We start from the raw sequence: 21,686 nt of genomic DNA, 5'->3' as shown, positions 1-21,686 counted from the left end.
CGCGGCGCTCGCCGCGGCCGCATACTGGCGGCATGTCGACTCCGCCCCCGCCCGAGGAGCCCGCCCCGGTCCGCCCCAGCCGTTTCCGCTGGGCCTGGTGGCTGCTGGCCTACGCCAGCCTGGGCCTGGGCATCGTCGGCATCGTGGTGCCCGGCCTGCCCACCGTTCCCTTCGTGCTGCTGTCGGCGTTCGCGGCCGCGCGCGGCTCCCAGCGCCTGCACGCCTGGCTGCTCGCGCACCGCCAGTTCGGCCCGATGATTCGCGACTGGCAGGCGCACGGCGCGGTCAGCCGGCGCGCCAAATGGCTGGCGGTGAGCATGATGTCGGTTTGCGCGGCGATCATGTTCCTGACCGCCCCGAAATGGTGGATGGCCGCCACCGGCACCGGCTTCATGACCGTGGTCGCAATCTGGCTGTGGGCGCGACCTGAACCGCCGCCGCGCTGAGCTTCGTTCGGTCGCGCTCGCGGGCTACACTGCGGCCATGAATGCACGCATCGTCCTGAGTCTGATCGCGCTGTCGCTGGCCGTCTCGGCCTGCGGCAACAAGGGCCCCCTGGTCCTGCCCACCAAGCCGGTTCCGGTGACCGCGCCGGCCCAGCCCGCGGGCGAGGTGCCGGTGCAGATGGCGCCGGAGGCCACGCCGCCGTCGCTGCCGCAGAAGGCGGCCGAGCCGCCGGCCGCCGAGCCCGCCACCGACACGCCCACCGACGACGGCAAGGACGATCCGACCCCGCCGGCCGACGGCGGCCGATGAGCCCCGGCGCGGAGCGAACGATGCAGCGTTTCAGCAAGATGCACGGCGCGGGCAACGACTTCGTCGTGCTCGACCTGCGCGGCGGCCTGGCGCCGCCCGCCGCCGCGCACTGCCGGCTGCTCGCCGACCGCCACTTCGGCGCCGGCTGCGACCAGATCCTCACCGTCGAGGACCCGCGCGAGCCCGGCTCGGTCGCCAGCTACCGGATCTGGAACTCCGACGGCTCCTCCTCGCAGCAGTGCGGCAACGGCGCGCGCTGCATCGCCGCCTGGCTGGTACGCGACGGCGCCGCGGGCGAGGGCAACTTCGCCTTGGACAGCCCGCTCGACACCCACCAGGTCGAACGCCTGTCCGAGCAGCATTACCGCATCGGCATGGGCGAGCCGCGCTTCGACCCCGATGCGATCCCGCTGCGCGGCTTTCCCGGCGCGCGCGACCAGTACGTGCTCGACATCCACGACACCGTGATCGGTTTCGGCGCGGTGTCGATGGGCAATCCGCATGCGGTGATCGAGGTCGACGACGTCGATGCCGCGCCGGTGGACAGCATCGCCTCGCTGCTGCAGTCGCACGAGGCGTTTCCCGAATCGGTCAACGTCGGTTTCGCCCAGGTCGAATCGCGCGACCGCATCCGCCTGCGGGTGTACGAGCGCGGCGCCGGCGAAACCCTGGCCTGCGGCAGCGGCGCCTGCGCCGCCGCCGCGGTGCTGATGCGGCGCGGCCGCGTCGACCGCGACGTCGCCGTGGTCCTGCCCGGCGGCGAGCTGCGCATCGTGTGGCCGTCCGACGACGCTCCGCTGTCGATGTCGGGGCCGGCCGCTTTCGTCTACGAGGGGGAATGGGCGCAATGAACGAAACCCTGGACAAGCTGGGCGCGCACGAGGTCGCGGCCTGGCTGCGTCGTCACCCGCGCTTCCTGCAGCAGTTCCCCGATCTGGCCCTGAGCCTGATCGTGCCGCGCGAGGAAGGCTCGGCGGCCTCGCTGGCGAGTTATCAGCTGGAGGTGCTGCGCGACAAGAACCGCGAACTCTCGCGGCGTCTGCAGGAGCTGTTCGGCAACGCTCAGGAGAACGAGCGTCTGTCGGTGCGCACGCACCAGCTCACCCTGGCCCTGATGCGCCAGAACAGCGCCGCCGACACCCTGCGCGCGATGGCCGCGACCCTGGCCGAGGACTTCAACGGCGACCGCGTGCGCCTGGTGATGTTCCAGCCCGTCGAGGGCCTGGACGCGCCCGAATGGCTGCAGGTGATCGCCGCCGACGACGCGCGTCTGCAACCCTTCCGCGACTGCCTGGCCGACGGCGAACCGCTGTGCGGCCGTCTGCAGCCGGAAAAGCATGCCCTGCTGTACGGCGCGCAGGCCGACGAAGTCCAATCCACCGCTCTGCTGCCGTTGCCTGGCGTCGGCCTGGTCGCGGTCGGCAGCCGCGACCCCAACCGCTTCTTCCCCGGCATGGGCACGCTGTTCCTGCGCATGATGGGCGAGTCGCTGGCGGCGGCCTTGAAGCGCTACTGAGCGCTGCGCCGCGCTTCCTGTGCCTTCGCAAAACGGTGAGGGCGCAGGTTAGCCACGGCAGGTTCGTGGGCGAATGAACGCCAGCGGGCCGCGCCCGCTGGCCTGGCGGGTTGAGGGAGATGTGCTCCCTGGCTGTTTTTAGATCGTCATCCCCGCGAAAGCGGGGGCCGTGACTTAAGCGACGCGCGACGGCGTCCGGTCCAAACAGCGGCGACCTTGCGGGCCTCCTTCCTGGTTCGACTGGCGCGCCCGGCCGCGCTCGCGAGCCTCCCTCGACATCGCCCACTCCGCATCGCAAGATGCCCACGATTCCGACGCACTCGTCGGAACCCCGGAGCCCGCGTCCCGTGTCCCCAGGACCGATCGAAGATTTCCTCGCGCACCTGCAAGTCGAGCGGCGCATGTCCGCGCACACCCTCGATGCCTACCGCCGCGACCTGACCGCGCTGGCCGACTGGGCGCAGACCCAGGGCGCCGATCCGCTGAGCCTGCATACCGAACAACTGCGCGCCTTCATCGCCGCCGAACACCGGCGCGGGCTCACGCCCAAGAGCCTGCAACGTCGTCTCTCCGCCTGCCGCAGTTTCTACGGTTGGTTGCTCAAACAAGGCCGCATCGACACCAGCCCCGCCGCCGCGATCCGCGCGCCCAAGGCGCCGCGCAAACTGCCGCAGGTGCTGGACCCCGACGAAGCCAAGGCCCTGGTCGAAGTGCCGACCGACGTGCCGCTGGGTTTGCGCGACCGCGCCCTGCTGGAGCTGTTCTATTCCTCCGGCCTGCGCCTGAGCGAACTGTGCGGCCTGCGTTGGCGCGACCTGGATCTGTCCGACGGCCTGGTCAGCGTGCTCGGCAAGGGCAACAAACAGCGCAGCGTGCCGCTGGGTTCGCACGCGCGCGCGGCGCTGAGCGAATGGCGCGCGTCCACCGGTGCGGTCAACGAGGCGCCGGTATTTCCGGGGCGCGGCGGCGCGCCGATCACGCCGCGCGCGGTGCAACTGCGCCTGCGCCAACTCGCCCAGCGCCAGGGCTTGTTCAAGCGCGTGCATCCGCATCTGCTGCGGCATTCCTTCGCCAGCCACATCCTCGAATCCTCCGGCGACCTGCGCGGCGTGCAGGAGCTGCTGGGCCACGCCGATATCGCGACCACCCAGATCTACACCCATCTGGATTTCCAGCACCTGGCCAAGGTCTACGACGCCGCGCATCCGCGCGCCAAGCGCAAGGCCGACAAGGAGGGCGCTTAGGCGCTACGAGCCCGCGCGAATCCCGATCCGCCACGCCGGCAGACGAGCTGGCCGCGTGCGCGATGCGCGACGGATTCGAGTGCGGGCGGTTCGCTTCGTCGTTCCGCCACCAGGCCCGCGACGGAAATCGTCGTCGCCGCGCAGCGCTCCATACTCGACCGTACATCGCCATCGCGCTTCGCGATGCGCCGCGCTGCGGTATCGATACAACGAGTTAGCGCCGAAAATCGAACTCGAAAATTGCGAAAAACACGCGCGGAAATTGGCTTGACGCTACCCGGGCGCGAAACCATACTCGACGTCGAGTGCAGGTGAAGGAATTCACCGCGGTATGCAACTCCAGGCGGCGCGGCCGTCATACAACTCGAGCATCAGCACCCGTGATTCAGGATCGGAGGGCGTGTGTTGAAAGAAGAAGCCTGGTCCGGCTTTCAGCGGGACCCGCTTGGATTTCTGGATCGGCAGTTGGCCGATGCCGGCGATATCGTCCAAACCGGACGCAACGAGTATTCGCTCGGCAACGCCGCCGATGCGCGTTCCGTGCTCAGCAATGCGGACGGCAGCTATGCCGAACATTCCGATTTCTTTCACACGCGCTACGGTTACTTCGAGCCCCGCTCCGCGCAGCTGAAGATGCGCCGCGAAGCGCGCGGCCTGCTCAAGGAGTTCCTGCAGGCGCGCGGGCCGGACGCCTTGCGCGATTTCGTACGCGGCCAGCTCGGCGCCACCAGTCAGTGGCCGGATGCCGGGAACTGGTTGAGCTACCGCTATCTGCTGCCGGCGCTGCTGGCGTCCGACCGCCCGCCGTCCCTGCGCCGCCTGCTCGATCAGATCGTGCAGCGCTCGGTGCTGGCTAACGCGCGTGCGCGTCAGCCGCGATGGCGGCGCATGTGGCTGCAGTTCAATACCACGCTGCGCTTGTCGAACGCGATCGGCGCCTGTCAGCGCCATCCGCGCGTCTCGCCGCTGGACATCCTCGACATCGTCGCCCATTCGGACGGGCCCGAGCGCCGCCAGGACGAACTGGTCGAGGTGTTCCTGTCCTTCCTGTTCGCCATTTCCGGGTCGGTGGGCTTCGTGCTCGCCTGGTCCCTGTATCTGTGGGGCACGCATCCGCGTCGCGATACGCCGGTCGAATGGATCGTGCAGGAGGCGCTGCGGCTGTGGCCGGTCGCATGGCAGTTGGGGCGGCGCCCGGCGCAGGCGCACGAACTGTCCGGCGTGAAGCTGGACGTAGCCGACGAAGTCGTGGTCTGTCCGTACATGGTCCAGCGCAATGCCGCCTACTGGACGGAGCCGGCCGAGTTCCGCCCCGAGCGCTGGGCGGATCCCGAGGCTTGGCGCAATCCGGCGTTCATTCCGTTCGGCCATGGCGCGCATCGTTGCGTCGCCGCCGACCTGGCTACCCAACTGGTCGGCGACATGCTGCGCAGCGTGCTCGAGCTGGGCGACGTCGAGGTGATCGCGCACGGCGATCGCCCGGTCGTGGCGTCGGCCATGGCGCCTCCGCCGTTCACCCTGACCATCCGGCCATCGCGCTGAGGAATCCCGTAACGATCCAGAATCCGCGGCGATCGCCCTGCGATCGCCGCAGCAAGAACTCCACGGCACGCTCAGCAGGAATGGCTACGCGCGTCGTGGCGTAAACGCGGTCAAAACCCACATATCCACATGGAGTGATTCGATATGAGTAAGGTTATTTGCGCGATGCGTGCCGCTTTCGGCGTGCGCGGTACCTCCGGCCCCAGCGCCGGCATCGGCGGCTGGCGTTGGTTGACCTACCACAACATCTAAGTGGTGGTGCCGGGGGCGGCGCTGCCGCCTCCGGCTTAAGAGCGGGGCCGGTCGTCATTGCGGCTTGCGGCTCCATGCGCATCGCCGGTCACGCGCGTACGCGAACGGCGGGCTCGCGATCCAACCAGAATTTCGCGGCAGCCTGACGGCGGCCGCAGCAAGGACTCCACGGCCCGAAGGCCGGTGCCGGCTCCGATGTCGTGGCGTAAACGCGGTCACTACCCACATATCCACAAGGAGAAGTTCGATATGAAGAAGGTCATTTGCGCGATGCGGGCCGCCTTCGGCGTGCGCGGTGCTTCGGGTGCCAGCATCGGCATCGGCGGCTGGCGCTGGGTGCATTACCACAACATCTGAGCCGTCCCACCGGAGGCGGCGCCGCCGCCTCCGGTACTCGGCGCGATGTCCATCGCAATCGATTCGGCGGCCGCGTGAACTCCGGTTCGCGCCGCGAGTCTGGCGGACATCGCCCGAAACCGACCCCATTCCGCGGCAACCAGGACACGGGCGCCGCAGCAAGAACTCCGCAACCCGAAGGCCGAATATCGCTTGCGCGTCGCGGCGTAAACGCAGTCCACCACCCATATCCAAAGGAGATAGATATGAAGAAGGTCATTTGCGCGATGCGTGCCGCTTTCGGTCTGCGCGGCGCAGGACACTGCGGCATCACCAACTGGCGTTGGGTCATGTACCACAACATCTGAGTGGTGGCGTCGGAGGGCGGCTTGCCGCCCTCCGGCATCGATCGGCGCGGCTCGCTCATTGCAGGGACACGGACGATGCAGGATTCGAAGATATTCGAGATACCGGCGGTGCAGGTGCTGCGCCGGCGTATCGAGGAGGAAGGCTCGGTGTTCTGGTTCAAGGACGAGGCGCTCGCGATCGCCGATGCCGAAACCGCGCAACGCATCGAGGCGGCGAACTACGCCGACCTGACCATGCTGGACGGCTTCTCCGACGTGGTGCGCGGCCGCAACAGCGAGCCCGTGTCCTGGCATCAGGTGCGCTCCGGCTGGCTGGGACAGATGCGCGCGCTCACCAGCGCCGAGGGCTTCAAGCGCCTGGCCCTGCGCATGCAGGCGCTGCTGGACGCCGAAAGCGGCAAGGATCAGGACCTGGTCTGGCTGGCCGAACGCGCGATGTTGGAACCCCTGGTGCCGGTGATCATCTCCGGCCTGTCGCCGCGCGCGCACCGGCGCGTGGTACGGGAAGTGATGTCGAAGGTGGCGCTGGTGCTGTCGGATATCGACGAGCACCGCTGCCCGCCGCTGCACCGTTCGAAGATGTGGGTCTATCAGTTTCTGGTCGGCGTGGAAGTCCGGCGCGAACTGAAGGGGCGCGTCAGCGGCCAGCGTCCGCGCCAAACGGACCTGACCGATCCCATGGTGGACATGCTGCCGGCGCTGGGTGTGGATCGCGCGGCCGATGCGATCACCGCACTGTTGACCGCGATCACCAGCTCGCCGGGCGCCTCGGCCGCCTGCCTGCTGTACGAGTGGCATCGCCAGGACGTATGGCGCGAACGCATGATCGCCGAATTGTCGGCCCTGTCCTTGGACGCGTTGTGCGAGTCGCCCGCGCGGCTGGCGCCGGCGACCACCCGCTTCGTCAAGGAAGTGCTGCGGATCTGGAGTTCTCCGCCCGTGGTCACGCGCGGCGTGCGTACCGATATCCGTTACGGCGATACCGAGCTCAAGGCCGGCCAGGGCTATGTGCTGAGCTCGTTCTTCATTCACCACGACAAGCGCCAATGGTCGGATGCGGACGTCTTCAATCCCGACCGCTGGTTGGCCGAGAGCCGCGAGCAGTGCCCGCACGGCAGCTACGTGCCCTTCGGCTGGGCGCCCAAGTCCTGCATCGGCGCCAACCTCGGCCTGGGCCAGTTGGTTCTGCTGGCGCATCTGCTGAGCACGCGGTACCGGCTGCAGATATCGAACCCGGAGCGCGCCAAGATGGCGATCGCCTCGGTGATCCGTCCCATGGATTTCACCGGCACGGTGGTCCGCCCATGAAAGCCGCGAACGCCGGAGGAGCGTCATGCAGGATCTGACCGAGGGCCCGATCGCCCGCCATCTGCTGCGGATGTGCGGCGTGCTGCTACTGAACGCCCTGGCCACGACGATATTCTCCCTGGTCAACATCTACTGGCTGGGGCGCCTGGGCACGACCGCGCAGGCGGCCGTGACCCTGGCGGCCATGCCGATGATGCTGGCGCTGACGCTGCTGCCCGTGCTCAGCATGGGCGCCGGCGTGCTGCTGTCGCACGCGGTGGGCGCCAAGGACCACGCGCGCGTGAACCGGATCTTCAACGAAGCCTTCGGCGCCTCCCTGCTGGTATCGGCGCTGGTCGCGCTGCTGACCTGGAGCAATCGCGACCTGCTCAGCCGCTTGATGACCACCGACGCCGACACCGCCGCGACCATCGCCTCGTACTACGGTTGGTTCATTCCCTCGATCGCGGTCCAGATTCCGATGCTGGTGCTGGCCGCGATGCTGGAGTTCACCGGCAACGTCAAGGCCGGCGCGATCGCACAGATCGGCACCGTGGCGCTGGGCGCGGTGCTGACGCCCCTGCTGATGTTCGGCTGGCTGGGCCTGCCGGCGATGGGTGTGGACGGCAACGGCGCCGGTTCGCTATTGGCCTGTGCGCTGGTGATGCTGGGTTTGCTCAGTTACCTCGCGCGCAAGGACGCCTACCTGCGCATGCAGCCGCGGGTCTGGTTCGCCTGGCCGCAGGAGCTGTGGGCCGCCATCAAGATCGGCGTGCCCGCGGGTATCGGCAGCGGCGTGGTCGCCGTGTCGCTGCTGGCGATCGGCTTGATGCTGCGCCCCTTCGGTCCGATCGAACAGGCCGGCTTCGGCGTCGGCCAGCGCGCGTTCCAGGCGGGTCTGATGCCGCTGACCGCGCTGGGCGGTGCGATCTGCATCGTGGTCGGCCAGAACTACGGCGCCGGTCTGCGCGAGCGGGTGACCGAGACCCTGCGCACGGGTCTGCTGTTCGCCTGCGTACTGGTGCCGGTGCTGCTGCTGGTGTTCCAAGGCTTGGCGCCCTGGATCGGCAGCCGCTTCTCCGACGATCCCGCCGTGATCGCGGCCAGCGCGTCGTTCATGCGCATCACCGCCCTGGATTTCATCCCGCTGTGCCTGGCCAATACCGCGTTCGCGGTGCTGACCGGCATGGGCAACACGCGCGCAGGATTGGCCGCGCAGTTGCTGCACATGGTGCTGCTGGTGAGCCTGGCGGGCAGCCTGTCCACGCTGGCGGGTTTCCGTCCGGTCTGGATCTGGTGGTCGATGGTCGCCGCCGGTTCGACCCAGGCGCTGATGGCATGGTGGTTCCTGCGTCGCGAATTCGGCCGACCGGCGGAGTCGACGGCGGGCGCGCCCGCCGACAGTCTCCCGGCCACCCAGTGACGACAGGACATGCGCGCATGAACGCGATGGATGGGCAGCGACGGGCGCAGGCTACGGACGCGGTGCGATTCGAGGGCGAGTGCGCGGGCCTGCAGGCGTACCGTCTGGCCGCGAACGGTCTGCGCATGCTGTATCTGCCGATGCGCAGCGCGCCGGTGGCGCTGCTGATGGTGACCTACGAGGTCGGCAGCCGCCACGAGGGCGAGGGCGCGCGCGGCGTGAGCCACATGCTTGAGCACATGATGTTCAAGGGCAGCGCCGGATTCGACAAACAACGCGGCAACGGCATCCACGATCTGCTGCTGCCGCTGGGCGCTCAGGTAAACGCCACTACCTGGTACGACCGCACCCATTACTTCAACCTGGTGCCGCGCGATCGCCTGGACCTGGTCGCGCAAATCGAAGCCGACCGCATGAGTCACCTGAGCCTGGATCCGGCCCAGATCGCCACCGAGAAGTCGGTGGTGCTCAACGAGTTCGACCGGCTGATCGGCGATCCCGTCGAACAGCTGCAACTGGCGGTCTGGCGCAGCGCATTCCCCCGCCATGCCTATGGCGTGTCGGTGATGGGCGTGCGCGAGGACATCGCCGGCTTCGATCGCGAGCGTCTGCTCGCGCACTATCGGGCGCACTACCGGCCCGACAACGCCACGGTCACCGTCATCGGCGACGTCGAACGCGACCCAGCCCTGGAGATCGTCGCGCGCCATTTCGGCGGCGTGCCGTCGCGTCCGCGACCGATGCTGGTCGAGCGGGCCGAACCGGAGCAGGACGGCGAACGCAGAACGCGTGTCGCATCGCCGGGTGCACCGGGCGTGGTGATGCTGGCCTATCGGACGCCGGCCGGCCTGGATCCCGACCTGGACGCGCTGGAGGTATTGGGGCTGGTGCTGGCGGGCGGCCGTTCGTCGCGGTTGCGCCGGCGCCTGGTCGCGACCGGCGCGGCTTCGGAGGTGTGGTCCAGCCTGTCGCGTCTGCGTCATCCCGGCCTGCTGCAACTGGGCGCGGTGGTGACGTCCGACGACGCGTACGAGCAGGTCGAACGCGCCCTGCGCGAGGCGATCGCCGAACTGGGCCGCGACGGCGTCAGCGGCGACGAGGTCGCGCGCGCGCAAGCGCGCATCCGCGGCAGCCTGTTGACCTCGCGCGACGGCGCGCTGGCCATCGCCATGCAGTTGAACGAGGCCATCGCCTGCGGCGATTGGCGGGCGTACGCGACGGCGGCCGATCGCATCGACGCCGTCACTGCCGCCGATGTGGCGCGGGTCGCGGACCGCTATCTGCACGACCGCGGGCTCACGGTCGGTTACCTGGTGGACGCGGCCGCGGAGGCGCAGGCATGAACGCGCGCTTGCGCGCCGAGCATCCGCGCCGCGTCGCCGCGGTCGCGCTTGCGCACGGACACTGCTATGGCTTGCAGGTCGGCACGCCGGCCATCGTTGCGCTTAACGGTCGTTTCCGCACCGGCGCGCCGCGTACGCCCGGCGACGCCGTGCTCCAGCATCTGGTCGCGGCATTGGTGGGTTGCGCTAGCCGACGCCACGGCGAGTACGAGATCGCGGAGCTGTTCGAAAGCCGCGGCGCCTCCTTCACCGTCGAGGCCGACGCCGACGGCCTGCGTTTCGGCGTGCGCGCCTGCGCGGCCGATCTGGCCGCGGTCGCGGAGTGGACGATGGCCTGCCTGCGCGAGCCCGCCTTCGACCAGGCCCTGCTCGATGCCGAACGCGCGCGCCTGATCGCCGAGTTGCACTACCGCGCCCTCGATCCCGCCCACGCCGCCGTCGGCGGACTGACGCGCCTGCTGTATCCGCCGACGCATCCGGCTTGCGAGGCCGATCCCGACGCGCAGGCGGCGCTGCTGGAAAGCTGCAGCCTGGACGACGTGCGCCGTTTCCATCGCGAGCGCTACGGCGCCAACGATCTGCGCATCGCGGTGGTCGGCGACTACGATCCCCAGGACGCGGCGCGCCTCGTCGAACGCGAACTGGCGGGCTGGGCGCCGCGCGCGCTGCCGGAATTCGCGGGCGCCGACGACACGGCCGCGGCGGCGGGCGAACTGCGCCTGTGCTTGCCGGGTCAGGAAAGCCATGGTGTCGCCTTGGGGCAGCGCTTGGGCCTGACGCGTGAGCATGCGGATTACCCGGCGTTGCAGCTGGCCAACCGCATCCTCGGCGGGGCCTACGCTTCGCGCCTGGTCGCGAGCGTGCGCGAGCGACAGGGGCTGAGCTACGTGATCCGCTCGGCCCTGGTCGAAGCCCCGCGGGCCGGCGGCCATTGGCAGATCGCCTTGTCGGCCAGTCCGGACAAATTGCAGGCCGCCTTGGCGGCCACGCGAGCGGTCGTCGCCGAGCTGGCGGACGAGGGCGTGCAGGCCTTGGAGTTCGAGAACGCGCGCCGCGCCGCGATCGGCGCCTACCAGATCGGTCTGGCCACGCTGGACGGACTGAGCGCGGCGATCCTGTCGGAAGCCGAACTGGGGCTGCAGCCCGACGACCTGCAGGGCTACGAGCGCCGGCTGTCGGCACTGGACCTGGCCCAAGTCAATCGCGTGATCGCCGACTGTCTGCAACCCGAGGCCTGGCGCGCCTGTATCGCCGGGCCGCTGGCGCCCGCTGACTGAGCGGCGGGCGCGACGGCGCTCTAGAACCCGAGTACCTCGCCGTCCAGCGGCATCTGCTTGCGGTGTTCCACGCGTGCCGGACTGAACTTCGCGTCCGGATCGATCGCGTCGGTCAGGGTCCAGGTGCCCGGCGAGCGGTAGGCCTCGAACACGAAGGGCAGGCCTTCCGAGCCCTCGAAGGTCACGGCGTTGGACACGTGGATATGCAGATGCGGACCGTTGGTGTTGCCGGATTGTCCGAGCCGTCCCAATACCCGGCCGCGGCGCAGCTTCTGTCCCGTCTTCACCGCCACGCTGCCGGGCTGCAGGTGCGCGTAATGCACGAACACGTCCGGGGCGATCTGCAGCACCACGTAGTTGCCGTACAGGCCGTGCGCGGTCAGCGATTCGGGTTCGGGCTGCGCTTCCAGCGGCGCGTGATCGGGCGCGCCATCGCGCACGTCGCGCACCACGCCGTCGGCGACCGCGAGCACCTCGGTGCCGTAGCCGATCCAGTCTTCGCGTTTGCTCTTGGTCAGATCCATGGCGCCGTCGCGCAGCGCACGGCCGTTGCCGTCCAGGCCGAACACGTCCAGCGCGTAGCGTTGCGGAATCGTGACCTGGCCGTTGGCCGCGACCAGGCTGCCCCAGTGGTGCGAGCGCGAATTGCCCGGGCCTTCGCCGGCCAGCCACAAGCCCGCACGCAGCGGCGGCCCCAGCGTTATCGGCGGCTTGGTATCGACCGCGACGCGCGCGCCGTCGACCCGTTCGACGGCGCCCTTGGCGTCGACGAATTCGAGGCGATGGCGCAACACGCGCGGCGCCGGCCGATCCGCCGGTAGCGTCAGCCACAGGAACGCGATCGCGCGCATGCCGGCGGCGACCGGCACGCTGTCGCTCGTCGCGGCGTCGTCGGCGGGACGGGGCTGCACTATCTGCGTGAGCGCCTCGCCCTCGTAGTTCGCCAAGGGCCGGGTGTCGTCGTCGGCGAACACCGCGATGCGGCGCAGGCGCAGCACGCCGGTATCGCGATAGAAGTTCGTCACATGCAGTTCGTAAGCCAGGTGGGTGCGGCCGTCGCCGCCGAGCACCGGCGCGGGCGCCCAGGGCGTGCGTACTTCGACCGGCGCCAGAGCGCGTTCGGTGCTTGCGGCCTGCGCTACGAACAGGCCCAGCGTCGCGAGCAAAACGCCGATCGCGCCCATGCGTGAGCGGGCGAGGGCGGTCGAATGGAAACGGGTGCTGAAGGGCATGCGATCGTCCTGGAGGCCAGTGCTTGCGGTGCGGGCACGCGGCCCATACTAGCGGCAGTCCGCGCGCCGTCCGCGGGCGCCATGGCCGGCCGCCGTGACCACCGGCACCCCTTGCGCCCGCGCCGGCCGGCCCCATCAAGGGAATTCGTATCCCGGAGGCCGTATGGACCCCAGCCAGAACCCCAACACCTTCCACGCCACCACGATCGTCTCGGTGCGCCGCAACGGTCGCGTTGCCGTTGCCGGCGACGGGCAGGTGACCTTGGGGCATACCGTAATGAAGGCCAACGCGCGCAAGGTGCGCCGCCTCGGTCGCGACGGCCAGGTGCTGGCCGGTTTCGCCGGCGCCGCCGCCGACGCCTTCACCCTGTTCGAATTGTTCGAGGCCAAGCTCGAGAAGCACGGCCAGCTCACTCGCGCCGCGGTCGAACTGGCCAAGGATTGGCGCACCGAACGCCGCCTGGGCAAGCTCGAAGCGCTGCTCGCGGTGGCCGACCGGGAGACCTCGCTGATCATCAGCGGTACCGGCGACGTGATCGAGCCCGAGGACGGCATCATCGCGATCGGTTCCGGCGGCATGTACGCGCTGTCGGCTGCGCGCGCGCTGATGGCGCACACCCAGCTCGACGCCCGCACCATCGCCACCGAGGCGATCGGCATCGCCGGCGACGTCTGCATTTACACCAATCGGAACGTGGTGGTGGAGGAGCTAGGAGTGAGCGGACAGGAGTGAGGAGCGAGCTAACGCCGCGTCCTCATCGTTGTTCCGCCCGCCCAGGCCTTCGCTCGCTACTCACTTCTCTGGACTCACTACTCCCCTTATGAAACCCGACAACAGTCACGCCACCATGACTCCGCGCGAAATCGTGCAGGAGCTGGATCGCCACATCATCGGCCAGCAAGCGGCCAAGCGCGCGGTCGCGATCGCGCTGCGCAACCGCTGGCGGCGCATGCAGCTCGCGCCGGATCTGCGCAACGAGGTGATGCCCAAGAACATCCTGATGATCGGCCCGACCGGTGTAGGCAAGACCGAGATCGCGCGCCGCCTGGCGACACTGGCCAACGCGCCCTTCGTCAAGGTCGAAGCCACGCGCTTCACCGAGGTCGGCTACGTCGGCAAGGACGTGGAGCAGATCGTGCGCGACCTGGCCGACACCGCGGTCAAGCTGTACCGCGAGCAGGCCAAGCATCGCGTGCGCACCCAGGCTGAGGAGCGCGCCGAAGACCGCATTCTCGACGCTCTGCTGCCCAAGCGCATCCCCGGCGGCTTCGGCTTCGGCGCCGACACCCCGGCGCAGGACCATCAGGCCCCCGACAACGACACCCGCGCCAAGCTGCGCAAGCAGCTGCGTGCCGGCGAGCTCGACGAGCGCGAGATCGAAATCGAAACCGCGGTCAATCTCGGCGTCGACATCATGGCTCCTCCTGGCATGGAGGAGATGAGCCAGCAGCTGCGTCAGATGTTCTCGCAGGTGTCGGGCGGCAAGACCCACAAGCGCCAGCTCACGATCAAGGCCGCGCGCCCGCAGCTGATCGAAGAAGAGGCCGGCAAGCTGGTCAACGAGGACGAGGTGCGCGAGGCCGCGATCGAAGCCTGCGAGCAGCACGGCATCGTCTTCATCGACGAGATCGACAAGGTCGCCAAGCGTTCCGAGAACGTGGGCGGCGGCGACGTCAGCCGCGAGGGCGTGCAGCGCGACCTGCTGCCGCTGGTCGAAGGCTCGACCGTGAGCACCAAGTACGGCGCGGTCAAGACCGACCACATCCTGTTCATCGCCTCCGGTGCCTTCCATCTGGCCAAGCCCAGCGACCTGATTCCGGAGCTGCAGGGCCGCTTCCCGATCCGGGTCGAGCTGGGCGCGTTGAGCAAGGACGACTTCGTGCGCATCCTGACCGAGCCCAAGGCCGCGCTGACCACCCAGTACGTCGAACTGCTGCGCACCGAGGGCGTGACGCTGTCCTTCAGCGCCGACGCGGTCGAGCGTCTGGCCGAGATCGCCGCTCAGGTCAACGAGCGCCAGGAGAACATCGGCGCGCGCCGCCTGCACACCGTGCTCGAACGCCTGCTCGACACCCTCAGCTACGAGGCGCCCGACCGCGGCGGCCAGGCCGTGGTGATCGACCGCGCCTACGTCGACGCCCACCTGGGCGAGCTGGTGCAGGACCCGGACCTGAGCCGCTACATCCTCTAACCCGAACCGCGGCGGCCGCGACGCGCGGCCGCCGTGTCAGGTTTTCCGGCCCCGGGCAGACTATGCAGACAGGGGACCCAGGAAGACCGGTATGGACGACACCGCGGACGCGGTAACGAGGCAGGGCAACGACGCCGACGCGCGCACGCGCGTCGGCGCGGCCGTAGCGCCGGATTTCGACGAGGTGCTGCGCGAACACGGGCCCATGCTCAGCCGCATCGCGGGCAGCTATCAGTCCGAGCCCGGCCGGCGCGAGGACCTGCTGCAGGAAATCAGCCTGGCGCTATGGCGCGCCCTGCCGGGCTGGCGCGGGGAAGCCTCGCTGCGCACCTTCATCGCCCGGGTCGCGCACAACCGCGCCATCGATTACCTCGCTCGCCACCGGCGGGTGGAAGACGAGCTCGACGAAAGCCATGCCGATCCGGGCGACGATCCCTTGCGCCATGCCGAAGCGCAGCAGCGCCGCCGCAACCTGCTGGAGGCGGTGCGGCAGCTGCCGCTGGGCCAGCGCCAGGTCGTGGTGCTGGCCCTGGAAGGTTTTTCCCTGCGCGAGATCGGCGACTCGCTGGGCTTGGAAGAAAACACCGTCGCGCAACGGCTCAGCCGCGCGCGCCGGGACCTGCGCGACAGCCTGGGAGCATCGGCATGAGCGACCCGAATTTCGACTGGGGCAGTCTGGGCGACGAGTGGCGCGCGCAGCCCAGCGCGGGGATCGACGTCGATCGCCTGCGCACCGAGGTCCGCAAGCGCGGGCGCGCCCTGCGCCGGGCCCTGCTGGGCGAGGTCGCGCTCACGCTCGCGAGCCTGGCCACGCTGGCTTGGCTGATGCTCAAGACCGACGCGTCCGATCCGATGATGCTGGTCTTCGCCTTGCTGATCCCGACCTCGATCGGCTTCCAACTGTGGTCGCTGTGGCTGCGCCGCCGGCAACTGCGCGACGACGGCCTGGACGCGGCCGCGATGCTGGAGCTGGAGATCGGACGGGTGCACGCCGGCCTGCGCTACTGGCGCCACGGCACCTGGTATGGCGTGCTGCTGTTGTTGGGCGTCTACGCGGTGGCGCTGACCGGCCTGAACAGCGCCAACCCGACGCACACCGGCGGCATGATCGGGGGCGCGATCGGCGGCGGCCTGGGCGTGCTGTTCTCGGCCGCGACCTCCTGGTACAAGCACCGCGGCGCGCGCAGCCGCCTGACCTACTTGCGCGAATTGCAGGCGCAGTTGAACGACGCCGAGGCCTGATTCGTTCCACCGCGTCGCGTTCGGCGACGCGGTGGACGCTTGCCCGCGGGCGGCCACGCTCGGTTAGCCTGTGGCGCATGTCCGCACCGATCTCATCCGCGCCATCGCCCGCCCGCACCGTTCTGGTGATCGGCGCCGACGGCTTCCTCGCCGGCTACATCCTCGCGGCCCTGCGCGGTTCGGGCTGGCGCGTGCTGCGCGGCGTACGCCGCGGCGGCGTCCTGAGCGAGGACGAGCGCTACTGCGACCTCACCCAGCTGACCCGCGAGCAAGACTGGCGGCCGCTGCTGGCCGGTGTGGACGCGGTGGTCAATGCCTCGGGCATCCTGCGCGAAGGCGGCCGCCAGCGTTTCGACCGCATCCACATCGACGCGCCGCTCGCGCTCGCGCGCGCCTGCGTAAGCGTTGGCGTCGCGCGCTACGTGCAGGTGTCGGCGCTGGGCCGGCCCGAGGACGGCGAGTTCATCGCCTCCAAACATCGTTTCGACGAAGCGTTGCTGGCCCTGCCGCTGGACGCGATCGTGCTGCGCCCGTCGGTGGTCTATGCCACCTCTGGTTCGTATGGCGGCACCTCGCTGCTGCGCGCCCTGGCCGCATTCCCTGGCGCGCAGCTGTTGCCGGGCGACGGTCGTTGGCCGATCCAGCCGCTCGCGGCCGAGGACCTGGGCGAGCTGGTCGCGCGTGCGCTCGACGCAGGCACGCGCGGTGTATACGAAGTCGGCGGCCCGCAGCCGACCAGCCTGCGCGACTACCAGCGCCAGTGGCGGCGCTGGTTGCGTATCGACGGTCAGCGCGTCTGGCAGGTACCGCAGGCGCTGGTCTCGCTGCAGGTGCGGATCGGCGAATGGCTGGGACGCGGTCCGGTCGGCGAGACCATGTGGCGCATGCTCCGGCGCGGCAACGTGACCGCGCCGCAGGCGTCCGCGCGGCTGCGCGAGACCTTCGGCTTCGCCCCGCGCGCCCTGTCCGAGGTGCTGGCCGCGCACCCCAGCCAGGTCCAGGACCGTTGGCAGGCGCAGCTGTATTTCCTCGCGCCGACCTTGCACGTGGCCATTGTCGCGCTGTGGCTGCTGTCGGCCTGGGCCGGATGGGTCGCGCCGGCGGCGGATATCGACGCGCTCGCGTCCGGCTCGGTCCTGCAGCACCTGACACCGGTCGCGCTGGCGCGCATCACCGCGACGCTGGATCTGGTGCTGGCCGTTTGGCTCGCGAGCGGCCGGCGACCGCGTTGGGCCCTGGGCCTGATGGGGCTCAGCGTGGCCGCCTACACCCTGGCGTTCGGCTTGGCCTTGCCGGGACTGTGGCTGGACCCGCTGGGCGGACTGGCCAAGAATCTGCTGGTGCTGCCGGCGCTGGCGGTGGCCTGGGTGCTGGCGGAGCGGAGATGAGCATGGCCTATCTGTGGGTGAAGTGGCTGCACATCCTGTCCTCGACGCTGCTGTTCGGCACCGGCCTGGGCATCGCCTTCTTCTTCTGGCTTGCGCACCGGCGCGGCGACGCACGCGTGATCGCGGAGACCGCGCGCACCGTGGTGATCGCCGACGCCTGTTTCACCGCACCGGCGGTGGTCGTGCAGTTTTTCAGCGGTCTGTGGCTGGCCTACAGGCTGGGTCTGCCGTTCGAGCTGTTCTGGCTGAAGACGGCGCTGATGCTGTTCTTCGTGATCGGCGCCTGCTGGCTGCCGGTGTTGTGGCTGCAGTTGCGCGCGCGCGATCTGGCGCGGGTCGCGGCGCGCGACGGCACGCCCTTGCCGGCGGCCTACTACCGCACCATGCGCTGGTGGTTCTGGCTGGGTTGGCCGGCCTTCCTCAGCGTGCTCGCGATCTTCTGGCTGATGGTGCTCAAGCCGGTGTAGCGGCACGCGGGCGGGTGCCCGCGTGCCGCACGGCGATCAGTCTTCCGCGATCCGGGTCCAGCCTTGCGGCGCGGCCAGCGAGGGCTTGAGCTTGAGGCCGCTGTCCAGGCGCAGGTCGCGCACCACGATCGAGTACGCCGGCTTGCCCTGGCGGTCGCTGCCGACCAGCTTCAGCAGCACGCCGGTATCGCTGTCGACCCACATGCGGAAGCGATCGGCGCCGAGTTTGCGGCCCAGGTAGTCGCCGTGCTTGCCGGCGACCACGGTCGCATCGCGGCCGAGCAGGCGTTGGTGGCCGGCGATGCGCACGTCCTCGGTGGACAGCCAGAACGCGTAGTTCTGCGGCGACAGCACCGCGTCGGCGCCGACCGCGCCGGCCGGATCCGGGCGGTGCACGAACACCGGCTCGCAGCGCGCGTTGCGGTACTGGCGCGCGCCGCCGGGCGCGGGCGCGTCCAGGGCGCGGGTCTCGCGGTAGGACGCGGTCTGCGGATACAGGCTGAGGGTGGTGCCGGCGCGGCTCACATGCTCTTCGACGCGGCCGCGGTCGCGCGCGATGCGCACGAAGCTGGTGCGCGCGGATTGCGAGACCTCGAAATCGATCGCTTCGTCCTGGCCGTTGTTGCCGAAGCGCACGTCCACCGAGCCGGCCGCGTCGCGGTAGCGGTCGACGGCGTCGAGCATGCGCTGCTGCAAGGCGGCGACGCGCGCGTCCTGCGGCGCCACCGCGGCGCAGCGGCCGCTCAGATCGCGATCGGCTTCGGTCACGCGCGGAGCGGCATCGGCCGCGGCCAGGCCGTTGAAATACAGCTGCACGATGTCGGCGCCGTTGCGGCCGTTGCCGCTGGGGGTGACGGTGAACAAATAGCCGTAGCCGTAGCCGACGTAATTCCAACCACCGGGCGCCGTGTTCTGGTTGATGGCCGCGGTCTGCTGCGAGCCGTTGGCGGTGTTGATCACGTTGTAGCGCGCGTAGGCGTCGGTGAAGGCGGCGTTGTTGAGCCAGGCGTAGAAGCTGTAATAGCGGTCGGTGCCGGGGAAGAAGTAGCCGTACCAGCCGCTGTTGGTGGAGTTGAGCCGATCGTCGCCGTTCCAGTCGCCGGCCTGGCCGCTGCGGTAGACGTAGTTGTGGCCGCCCATGTTGCTGCAATTGGGGTATTGGCCGGCGGAGCGGTCGTTGTCGCACTGATAACTGCCGGCCCAGGCCGGGGCCGCGCACAGACCGGCGGCGGCGATGGCGCCGAAGATCAGCGCGCGCTTACGCATTACGTTCATTCAATCTCCTTGAGTACCGCTGCATGGATGGACGCGCCATTCCATTGATCACCCCTGCACGGCCAAGGGTAGCACCGTCGCATGACGGTGGATCGCGGTCTCAAGTCGCTTCGATACGCGAGCGCGACGCGCACAGGCGTCGCGCTCGCGCAGCGCGTTCAGTCTTCGCCGATGTCTTCGTTCCAGACCTCCGGATGCGCGGCGATGTAACCGCCGAGCAGGTCGATGCACTCGCCGTCGTTGAGGTCGATCACTTCCACACCGCTCTCGCGCAGCCAGTCGACGCCGCCCTGGAAGTTGACCGATTCGCCGACCACCACCGTGCCGATGTTGAACTGCCGCACCAGGCCGCTGCAGTACCAGCACGGCGCCAGCGTGGTGACCATGATGGTGTCGCGGTAACGGCGCTGGCGGCCGGCCTTGCGGAAGGCGTCGGTCTCGCCGTGCACGGACGGGTCGCCTTCCTGGATGCGGCGGTTGTGGCCGCAGCCGAGCAGGCGGCCGTCGTTGTGGTACAGCGCCGCGCCGATCGGAATGCCGCCTTCGGCCAGGCCCTGGCGGGCTTCGGCGACGGCGGTGGCGAGCAGGGCGCGGTAGTCGGGGGTGGCGATCATGCGGAACTCCTGAAGACAGACGCGCAGTCTGGCGCGCCGGCCCGATGCGGTCGAGAGGCGCGGGGCGGGCATAATCGGCGCCTCCGCCGCCACCCCCGATCCGCGCCGCATGATCTTCTGGAGCCTCGTATTCGCGATCGGCGCCGGCCAGGCCGCACTGCTGGCGCTGGCCCTGTGGCGGCGGCCGGTGAACGCGCAGGCCAATCGGGTGCTGGCCGGCTGGGTGGCGCTGATCGGCATCGATCTGGCGGTGAAGGCGGTCTATTTCCACGGCCCCGCGCCGGAGCTGCTGAAGGCCTACCGCCTGGTCGGCTTGTTCCCGTTCCTGTACGGCAGCCTGTTCTATCTCTATGTGCGTGCGTTGACCGAGGCGCGCGGTCTGGATCGCCGCGACCTCGTGCACCTGGCCGGCTTCGTGCTGTCGCTGTTGCCCAATCTCGGCGTATTCCTGTTCGACGTCGCGCAGCAGCGCGCGTTCTTCGAGCATCTGCGCGCAGGCGGTTACTGGCCCGGTCGGCCCTGGCTGGACATCGGCTTGTTCGTTTACAGCCTGAGCTATGTGATCGCCGGCCTGGTGCGCGTGCGCCGCTATCGGCGCGGCCTGCTGCAACGGCGTTCGGATGCCGACCGCATGTCGCTGCACTGGATCGACGCGATGGCGCTTTCGCAGATCGTGATCTGGTGCATCGCGGTGGTGCAGTGGCTCGCGCGCATTCCCTGGATCGACTACCCGCTGATCTACGGCGCGGTGGTGGCCTGGGTGTTCGTGGTCGGTTATCTGAGCCTGCGCCAGGTCGCGGTGGCGGCCGAGCCTGCGCCCGAATCCGTCGACACCGCGAAGATCGAGGCGCCGGCCGCCGACGATCCGCGCTTCCCCGCGGTCGAGGCGCGGCTGGCCCAGCTGATGGCGCAGGAGCAGCTCTACCGCGAGCCCGCGCTGACCATCGGCCATCTGGCCAAGCGCAGCGGCTATCCGGAATACCTGGTGTCGGCGGTGATCAACCGCCGCTTCGAGGGCCACTTCTGGGACTACATCAACCGCCAGCGCGTTGAAGCCGCGCGCGCCTGCCTGGCCGATCCCGGCGATGCGCGCACCATCCTCGACATCGCCTACGCCTGCGGCTACACCTCCAAGTCCACCTTCAATGCCGCCTTCAAGCGCCAGCTCGGCCAGACGCCCAGCGCCTACCGCCAGCATCACGCGACGCCGGTTGAGTAGGCGCGGCGCGTGCCCAGCCGCGCGCGTATCGACGGCCAGCGCAGCAGCAGCTCGCAGATCGCCAGGTTGAGGGTCCAGCAGGCCCAGGCCGCGGTGATGTAGACCGGCAGGAACGGCCACTGCATCGCGCCCGCGCCGACCCCGAGCATGATCCGCAGGGTCACCGCCGAGGCGGTCAGGGCCACGCTGCGCGACATCCAGCGGCGGTGGCGTTCGAAGTCGCGGGCGATGGCGTAGCGGATGCCGACCGCGGTGCAGGCCACCCAGACCACCGCCAGCAGCGCGAAGCCCGCGCCGCTGGCCGCGCCGCCCTGGGAATGGCGCGCCAGCGACAGCGCCGAGATCGCGGCGAGCAGGATCGCGCCGGCGTAGACGCCGCCGCCGAGCCGGTGCAGGCGCGGCCAGCGCCGGCGGATCCCGCCCAGCAACTGCAGCGGCGCCAGCAGCAGGGCCAGTCCGGCGCCGAAGATATGCCCGGGCACGTCCCAGCCGGAGACCGCGAAGCGCGCATCGAAGGGGTTGCCGATGTTGCTGTCGCGCGAGAAGAAGGTGAAGGCGTACAGCGCCACCGCCAGACAGCCCAGGCCGAAGATCAGCGCCGCCATCCGACGCAACCAGACCGTCCCAGCCGACATAAGCCACCTCCACAGGATTCAGGAGGCTGCAGCGTGGCTTTGGCGCCGCCGCGGGTCGTCCGAGCCGGCGGATTCGTA

At 69.6% G+C, this 21,686-nt stretch carries 21 protein-coding genes; 17 read left to right on the top strand and 4 right to left on the bottom strand.

The features are described 5' to 3' along the window. Nucleotides 1-32: 32 nt before the first annotated feature. The 10 genes from BMZ45_RS05685 to BMZ45_RS05640 all read left to right on the top strand — a co-directional run bounded on the left by BMZ45_RS05685 (nucleotide 33) and on the right by BMZ45_RS05640 (nucleotide 11,344). Entirely contained in the window at nucleotides 33-446 is a 414-nt protein-coding gene (locus BMZ45_RS05685) for a YbaN family protein (protein ID WP_091633425.1), read from the top strand. A gap of 37 nt (nucleotides 447-483) precedes the next feature. Continuing rightward, on the top strand, nucleotides 484-756 hold the full coding sequence (locus tag BMZ45_RS05680; RefSeq protein ID WP_091633422.1) for an LPS translocon maturation chaperone LptM: 273 nt from the start codon (nucleotides 484-486) through the stop codon (nucleotides 754-756). Beyond that, the gene (gene dapF / locus BMZ45_RS05675) at nucleotides 753-1,607 is read left to right on the top strand and encodes a diaminopimelate epimerase (protein WP_091633419.1); all 855 of its coding nucleotides are present in this window, start codon (nucleotides 753-755) and stop codon (nucleotides 1,605-1,607) included. The genes BMZ45_RS05680 and dapF overlap by 4 nt, the downstream gene beginning before the upstream one ends. Further along, nucleotides 1,604-2,272 (top strand): DUF484 family protein, encoded by a 669-nt coding sequence (locus tag BMZ45_RS05670; RefSeq protein ID WP_175488937.1) that lies wholly within the window; start codon nucleotides 1,604-1,606, stop codon nucleotides 2,270-2,272. Before dapF ends, BMZ45_RS05670 begins: the two co-directional genes overlap by 4 nt. A 299-nt stretch (nucleotides 2,273-2,571) precedes the next feature. After that, nucleotides 2,572-3,516: a tyrosine recombinase XerC gene (gene xerC / locus BMZ45_RS05665; protein WP_091633414.1), complete on the top strand. Its 945-nt coding sequence runs from the start codon at nucleotides 2,572-2,574 to the stop codon at nucleotides 3,514-3,516. Between the two features lie 465 nt (nucleotides 3,517-3,981). Then, nucleotides 3,982-5,058, top strand: a complete 1,077-nt coding sequence (locus tag BMZ45_RS05660) for a cytochrome P450 (RefSeq protein WP_091633411.1) — start codon at nucleotides 3,982-3,984, stop codon at nucleotides 5,056-5,058. 1,031 nt (nucleotides 5,059-6,089) lie between these two features. Then, on the top strand, nucleotides 6,090-7,322 hold the full coding sequence (locus BMZ45_RS05655) for a cytochrome P450 (RefSeq protein ID WP_091633408.1): 1,233 nt from the start codon (nucleotides 6,090-6,092) through the stop codon (nucleotides 7,320-7,322). Nucleotides 7,323-7,347: 25 nt separating this feature from the next. Then, complete coding sequence (locus BMZ45_RS05650; RefSeq protein WP_091633405.1) at nucleotides 7,348-8,724, top strand: MATE family efflux transporter; 1,377 nt, start codon at nucleotides 7,348-7,350, stop codon at nucleotides 8,722-8,724. 17 nt (nucleotides 8,725-8,741) lie between these two features. Further along, nucleotides 8,742-10,067 (top strand): M16 family metallopeptidase, encoded by a 1,326-nt coding sequence (locus BMZ45_RS05645; RefSeq protein ID WP_175488934.1) that lies wholly within the window; start codon nucleotides 8,742-8,744, stop codon nucleotides 10,065-10,067. Further along, a complete protein-coding gene (locus tag BMZ45_RS05640) occupies nucleotides 10,064-11,344 on the top strand; it encodes a M16 family metallopeptidase (RefSeq protein ID WP_091633400.1) in 1,281 nt (426 codons plus the stop codon). Before BMZ45_RS05645 ends, BMZ45_RS05640 begins: the two co-directional genes overlap by 4 nt. Nucleotides 11,345-11,364: 20 nt before the next feature. Here the strand turns inward: BMZ45_RS05640 and BMZ45_RS05635 are convergent, their stop codons facing one another. Then, complete coding sequence (locus BMZ45_RS05635; RefSeq protein ID WP_091633398.1) at nucleotides 11,365-12,576, bottom strand: M23 family metallopeptidase; 1,212 nt, start codon at nucleotides 12,574-12,576, stop codon at nucleotides 11,365-11,367. Between the two features lie 163 nt (nucleotides 12,577-12,739). Between BMZ45_RS05635 and hslV the strand changes: the two genes are divergently transcribed. The 6 genes from hslV to BMZ45_RS05605 all read left to right on the top strand — a co-directional run bounded on the left by hslV (nucleotide 12,740) and on the right by BMZ45_RS05605 (nucleotide 17,865). Beyond that, the gene (gene hslV / locus BMZ45_RS05630) at nucleotides 12,740-13,309 is read left to right on the top strand and encodes an ATP-dependent protease subunit HslV (RefSeq protein WP_091633395.1); all 570 of its coding nucleotides are present in this window, start codon (nucleotides 12,740-12,742) and stop codon (nucleotides 13,307-13,309) included. 88 nt (nucleotides 13,310-13,397) lie between these two features. Then, the gene (gene hslU / locus BMZ45_RS05625; protein ID WP_091633392.1) at nucleotides 13,398-14,768 is read left to right on the top strand and encodes an ATP-dependent protease ATPase subunit HslU; all 1,371 of its coding nucleotides are present in this window, start codon (nucleotides 13,398-13,400) and stop codon (nucleotides 14,766-14,768) included. Between the two features lie 91 nt (nucleotides 14,769-14,859). Further along, nucleotides 14,860-15,417: an RNA polymerase sigma factor gene (locus BMZ45_RS05620; RefSeq protein WP_091633390.1), complete on the top strand. Its 558-nt coding sequence runs from the start codon at nucleotides 14,860-14,862 to the stop codon at nucleotides 15,415-15,417. Next, entirely contained in the window at nucleotides 15,414-16,010 is a 597-nt protein-coding gene (locus tag BMZ45_RS05615) for a hypothetical protein (RefSeq protein ID WP_091633387.1), read from the top strand. Before BMZ45_RS05620 ends, BMZ45_RS05615 begins: the two co-directional genes overlap by 4 nt. Before the next feature lie 77 nt (nucleotides 16,011-16,087). Beyond that, nucleotides 16,088-17,398, top strand: coding sequence for an SDR family oxidoreductase (locus BMZ45_RS05610; protein ID WP_091633385.1), 1,311 nt, complete (start codon nucleotides 16,088-16,090; stop codon nucleotides 17,396-17,398). Next, the gene (locus tag BMZ45_RS05605) at nucleotides 17,395-17,865 is read left to right on the top strand and encodes a DUF2269 family protein (protein WP_091633382.1); all 471 of its coding nucleotides are present in this window, start codon (nucleotides 17,395-17,397) and stop codon (nucleotides 17,863-17,865) included. The genes BMZ45_RS05610 and BMZ45_RS05605 overlap by 4 nt, the downstream gene beginning before the upstream one ends. A 36-nt stretch (nucleotides 17,866-17,901) precedes the next feature. Here the strand turns inward: BMZ45_RS05605 and BMZ45_RS05600 are convergent, their stop codons facing one another. After that, nucleotides 17,902-19,140, bottom strand: coding sequence for a hypothetical protein (locus BMZ45_RS05600; RefSeq protein ID WP_139215401.1), 1,239 nt, complete (start codon nucleotides 19,138-19,140; stop codon nucleotides 17,902-17,904). A 158-nt stretch (nucleotides 19,141-19,298) separates the two neighbouring features. Then, complete coding sequence (locus BMZ45_RS05595; protein WP_056178240.1) at nucleotides 19,299-19,754, bottom strand: nucleoside deaminase; 456 nt, start codon at nucleotides 19,752-19,754, stop codon at nucleotides 19,299-19,301. 109 nt (nucleotides 19,755-19,863) lie between these two features. Between BMZ45_RS05595 and BMZ45_RS05590 the strand changes: the two genes are divergently transcribed. Then, a complete protein-coding gene (locus BMZ45_RS05590) occupies nucleotides 19,864-20,973 on the top strand; it encodes a helix-turn-helix domain-containing protein (RefSeq protein ID WP_091633376.1) in 1,110 nt (369 codons plus the stop codon). On the opposite strand, the gene BMZ45_RS05585 is transcribed toward BMZ45_RS05590, so the two are convergent. Beyond that, complete coding sequence (locus tag BMZ45_RS05585) at nucleotides 20,952-21,608, bottom strand: DUF2306 domain-containing protein (protein ID WP_091633374.1); 657 nt, start codon at nucleotides 21,606-21,608, stop codon at nucleotides 20,952-20,954. The genes BMZ45_RS05590 and BMZ45_RS05585 overlap by 22 nt on opposite strands. Nucleotides 21,609-21,686 lie beyond the last annotated feature (78 nt).

The sequence above is a fragment of the Lysobacter sp. cf310 genome (genome assembly GCF_900114355.1).
GTDB lineage: Bacteria > Pseudomonadota > Gammaproteobacteria > Xanthomonadales > Xanthomonadaceae > Lysobacter.
The sequence above is the reverse complement of the archived record's forward strand: the minus strand, read 5'-3'. Positions and strand labels throughout refer to the sequence as shown.

Coding starts and splice junctions, on each gene's coding strand:
- BMZ45_RS05685 (WP_091633425.1), top strand. CDS start 33: ATGTCGACTCCGCCCCCGCCCGAGGAGCCCGCCCCGGTCCGCCCCAGC.
- BMZ45_RS05680 (WP_091633422.1), top strand. CDS start 484: ATGAATGCACGCATCGTCCTGAGTCTGATCGCGCTGTCGCTGGCCGTC.
- dapF (WP_091633419.1), top strand. CDS start 753: ATGAGCCCCGGCGCGGAGCGAACGATGCAGCGTTTCAGCAAGATGCAC.
- BMZ45_RS05670 (WP_175488937.1), top strand. CDS start 1,604: ATGAACGAAACCCTGGACAAGCTGGGCGCGCACGAGGTCGCGGCCTGG.
- xerC (WP_091633414.1), top strand. CDS start 2,572: ATGCCCACGATTCCGACGCACTCGTCGGAACCCCGGAGCCCGCGTCCC.
- BMZ45_RS05655 (WP_091633408.1), top strand. CDS start 6,090: ATGCAGGATTCGAAGATATTCGAGATACCGGCGGTGCAGGTGCTGCGC.
- BMZ45_RS05650 (WP_091633405.1), top strand. CDS start 7,348: ATGCAGGATCTGACCGAGGGCCCGATCGCCCGCCATCTGCTGCGGATG.
- BMZ45_RS05645 (WP_175488934.1), top strand. CDS start 8,742: ATGAACGCGATGGATGGGCAGCGACGGGCGCAGGCTACGGACGCGGTG.
- BMZ45_RS05640 (WP_091633400.1), top strand. CDS start 10,064: ATGAACGCGCGCTTGCGCGCCGAGCATCCGCGCCGCGTCGCCGCGGTC.
- BMZ45_RS05635 (WP_091633398.1), bottom strand. CDS start 12,576: ATGCCCTTCAGCACCCGTTTCCATTCGACCGCCCTCGCCCGCTCACGC.
- hslV (WP_091633395.1), top strand. CDS start 12,740: ATGGACCCCAGCCAGAACCCCAACACCTTCCACGCCACCACGATCGTC.
- hslU (WP_091633392.1), top strand. CDS start 13,398: ATGAAACCCGACAACAGTCACGCCACCATGACTCCGCGCGAAATCGTG.
- BMZ45_RS05620 (WP_091633390.1), top strand. CDS start 14,860: ATGGACGACACCGCGGACGCGGTAACGAGGCAGGGCAACGACGCCGAC.
- BMZ45_RS05615 (WP_091633387.1), top strand. CDS start 15,414: ATGAGCGACCCGAATTTCGACTGGGGCAGTCTGGGCGACGAGTGGCGC.
- BMZ45_RS05610 (WP_091633385.1), top strand. CDS start 16,088: ATGTCCGCACCGATCTCATCCGCGCCATCGCCCGCCCGCACCGTTCTG.
- BMZ45_RS05605 (WP_091633382.1), top strand. CDS start 17,395: ATGAGCATGGCCTATCTGTGGGTGAAGTGGCTGCACATCCTGTCCTCG.
- BMZ45_RS05600 (WP_139215401.1), bottom strand. CDS start 19,140: ATGAACGTAATGCGTAAGCGCGCGCTGATCTTCGGCGCCATCGCCGCC.
- BMZ45_RS05595 (WP_056178240.1), bottom strand. CDS start 19,754: ATGATCGCCACCCCCGACTACCGCGCCCTGCTCGCCACCGCCGTCGCC.
- BMZ45_RS05590 (WP_091633376.1), top strand. CDS start 19,864: ATGATCTTCTGGAGCCTCGTATTCGCGATCGGCGCCGGCCAGGCCGCA.
- BMZ45_RS05585 (WP_091633374.1), bottom strand. CDS start 21,608: ATGTCGGCTGGGACGGTCTGGTTGCGTCGGATGGCGGCGCTGATCTTC.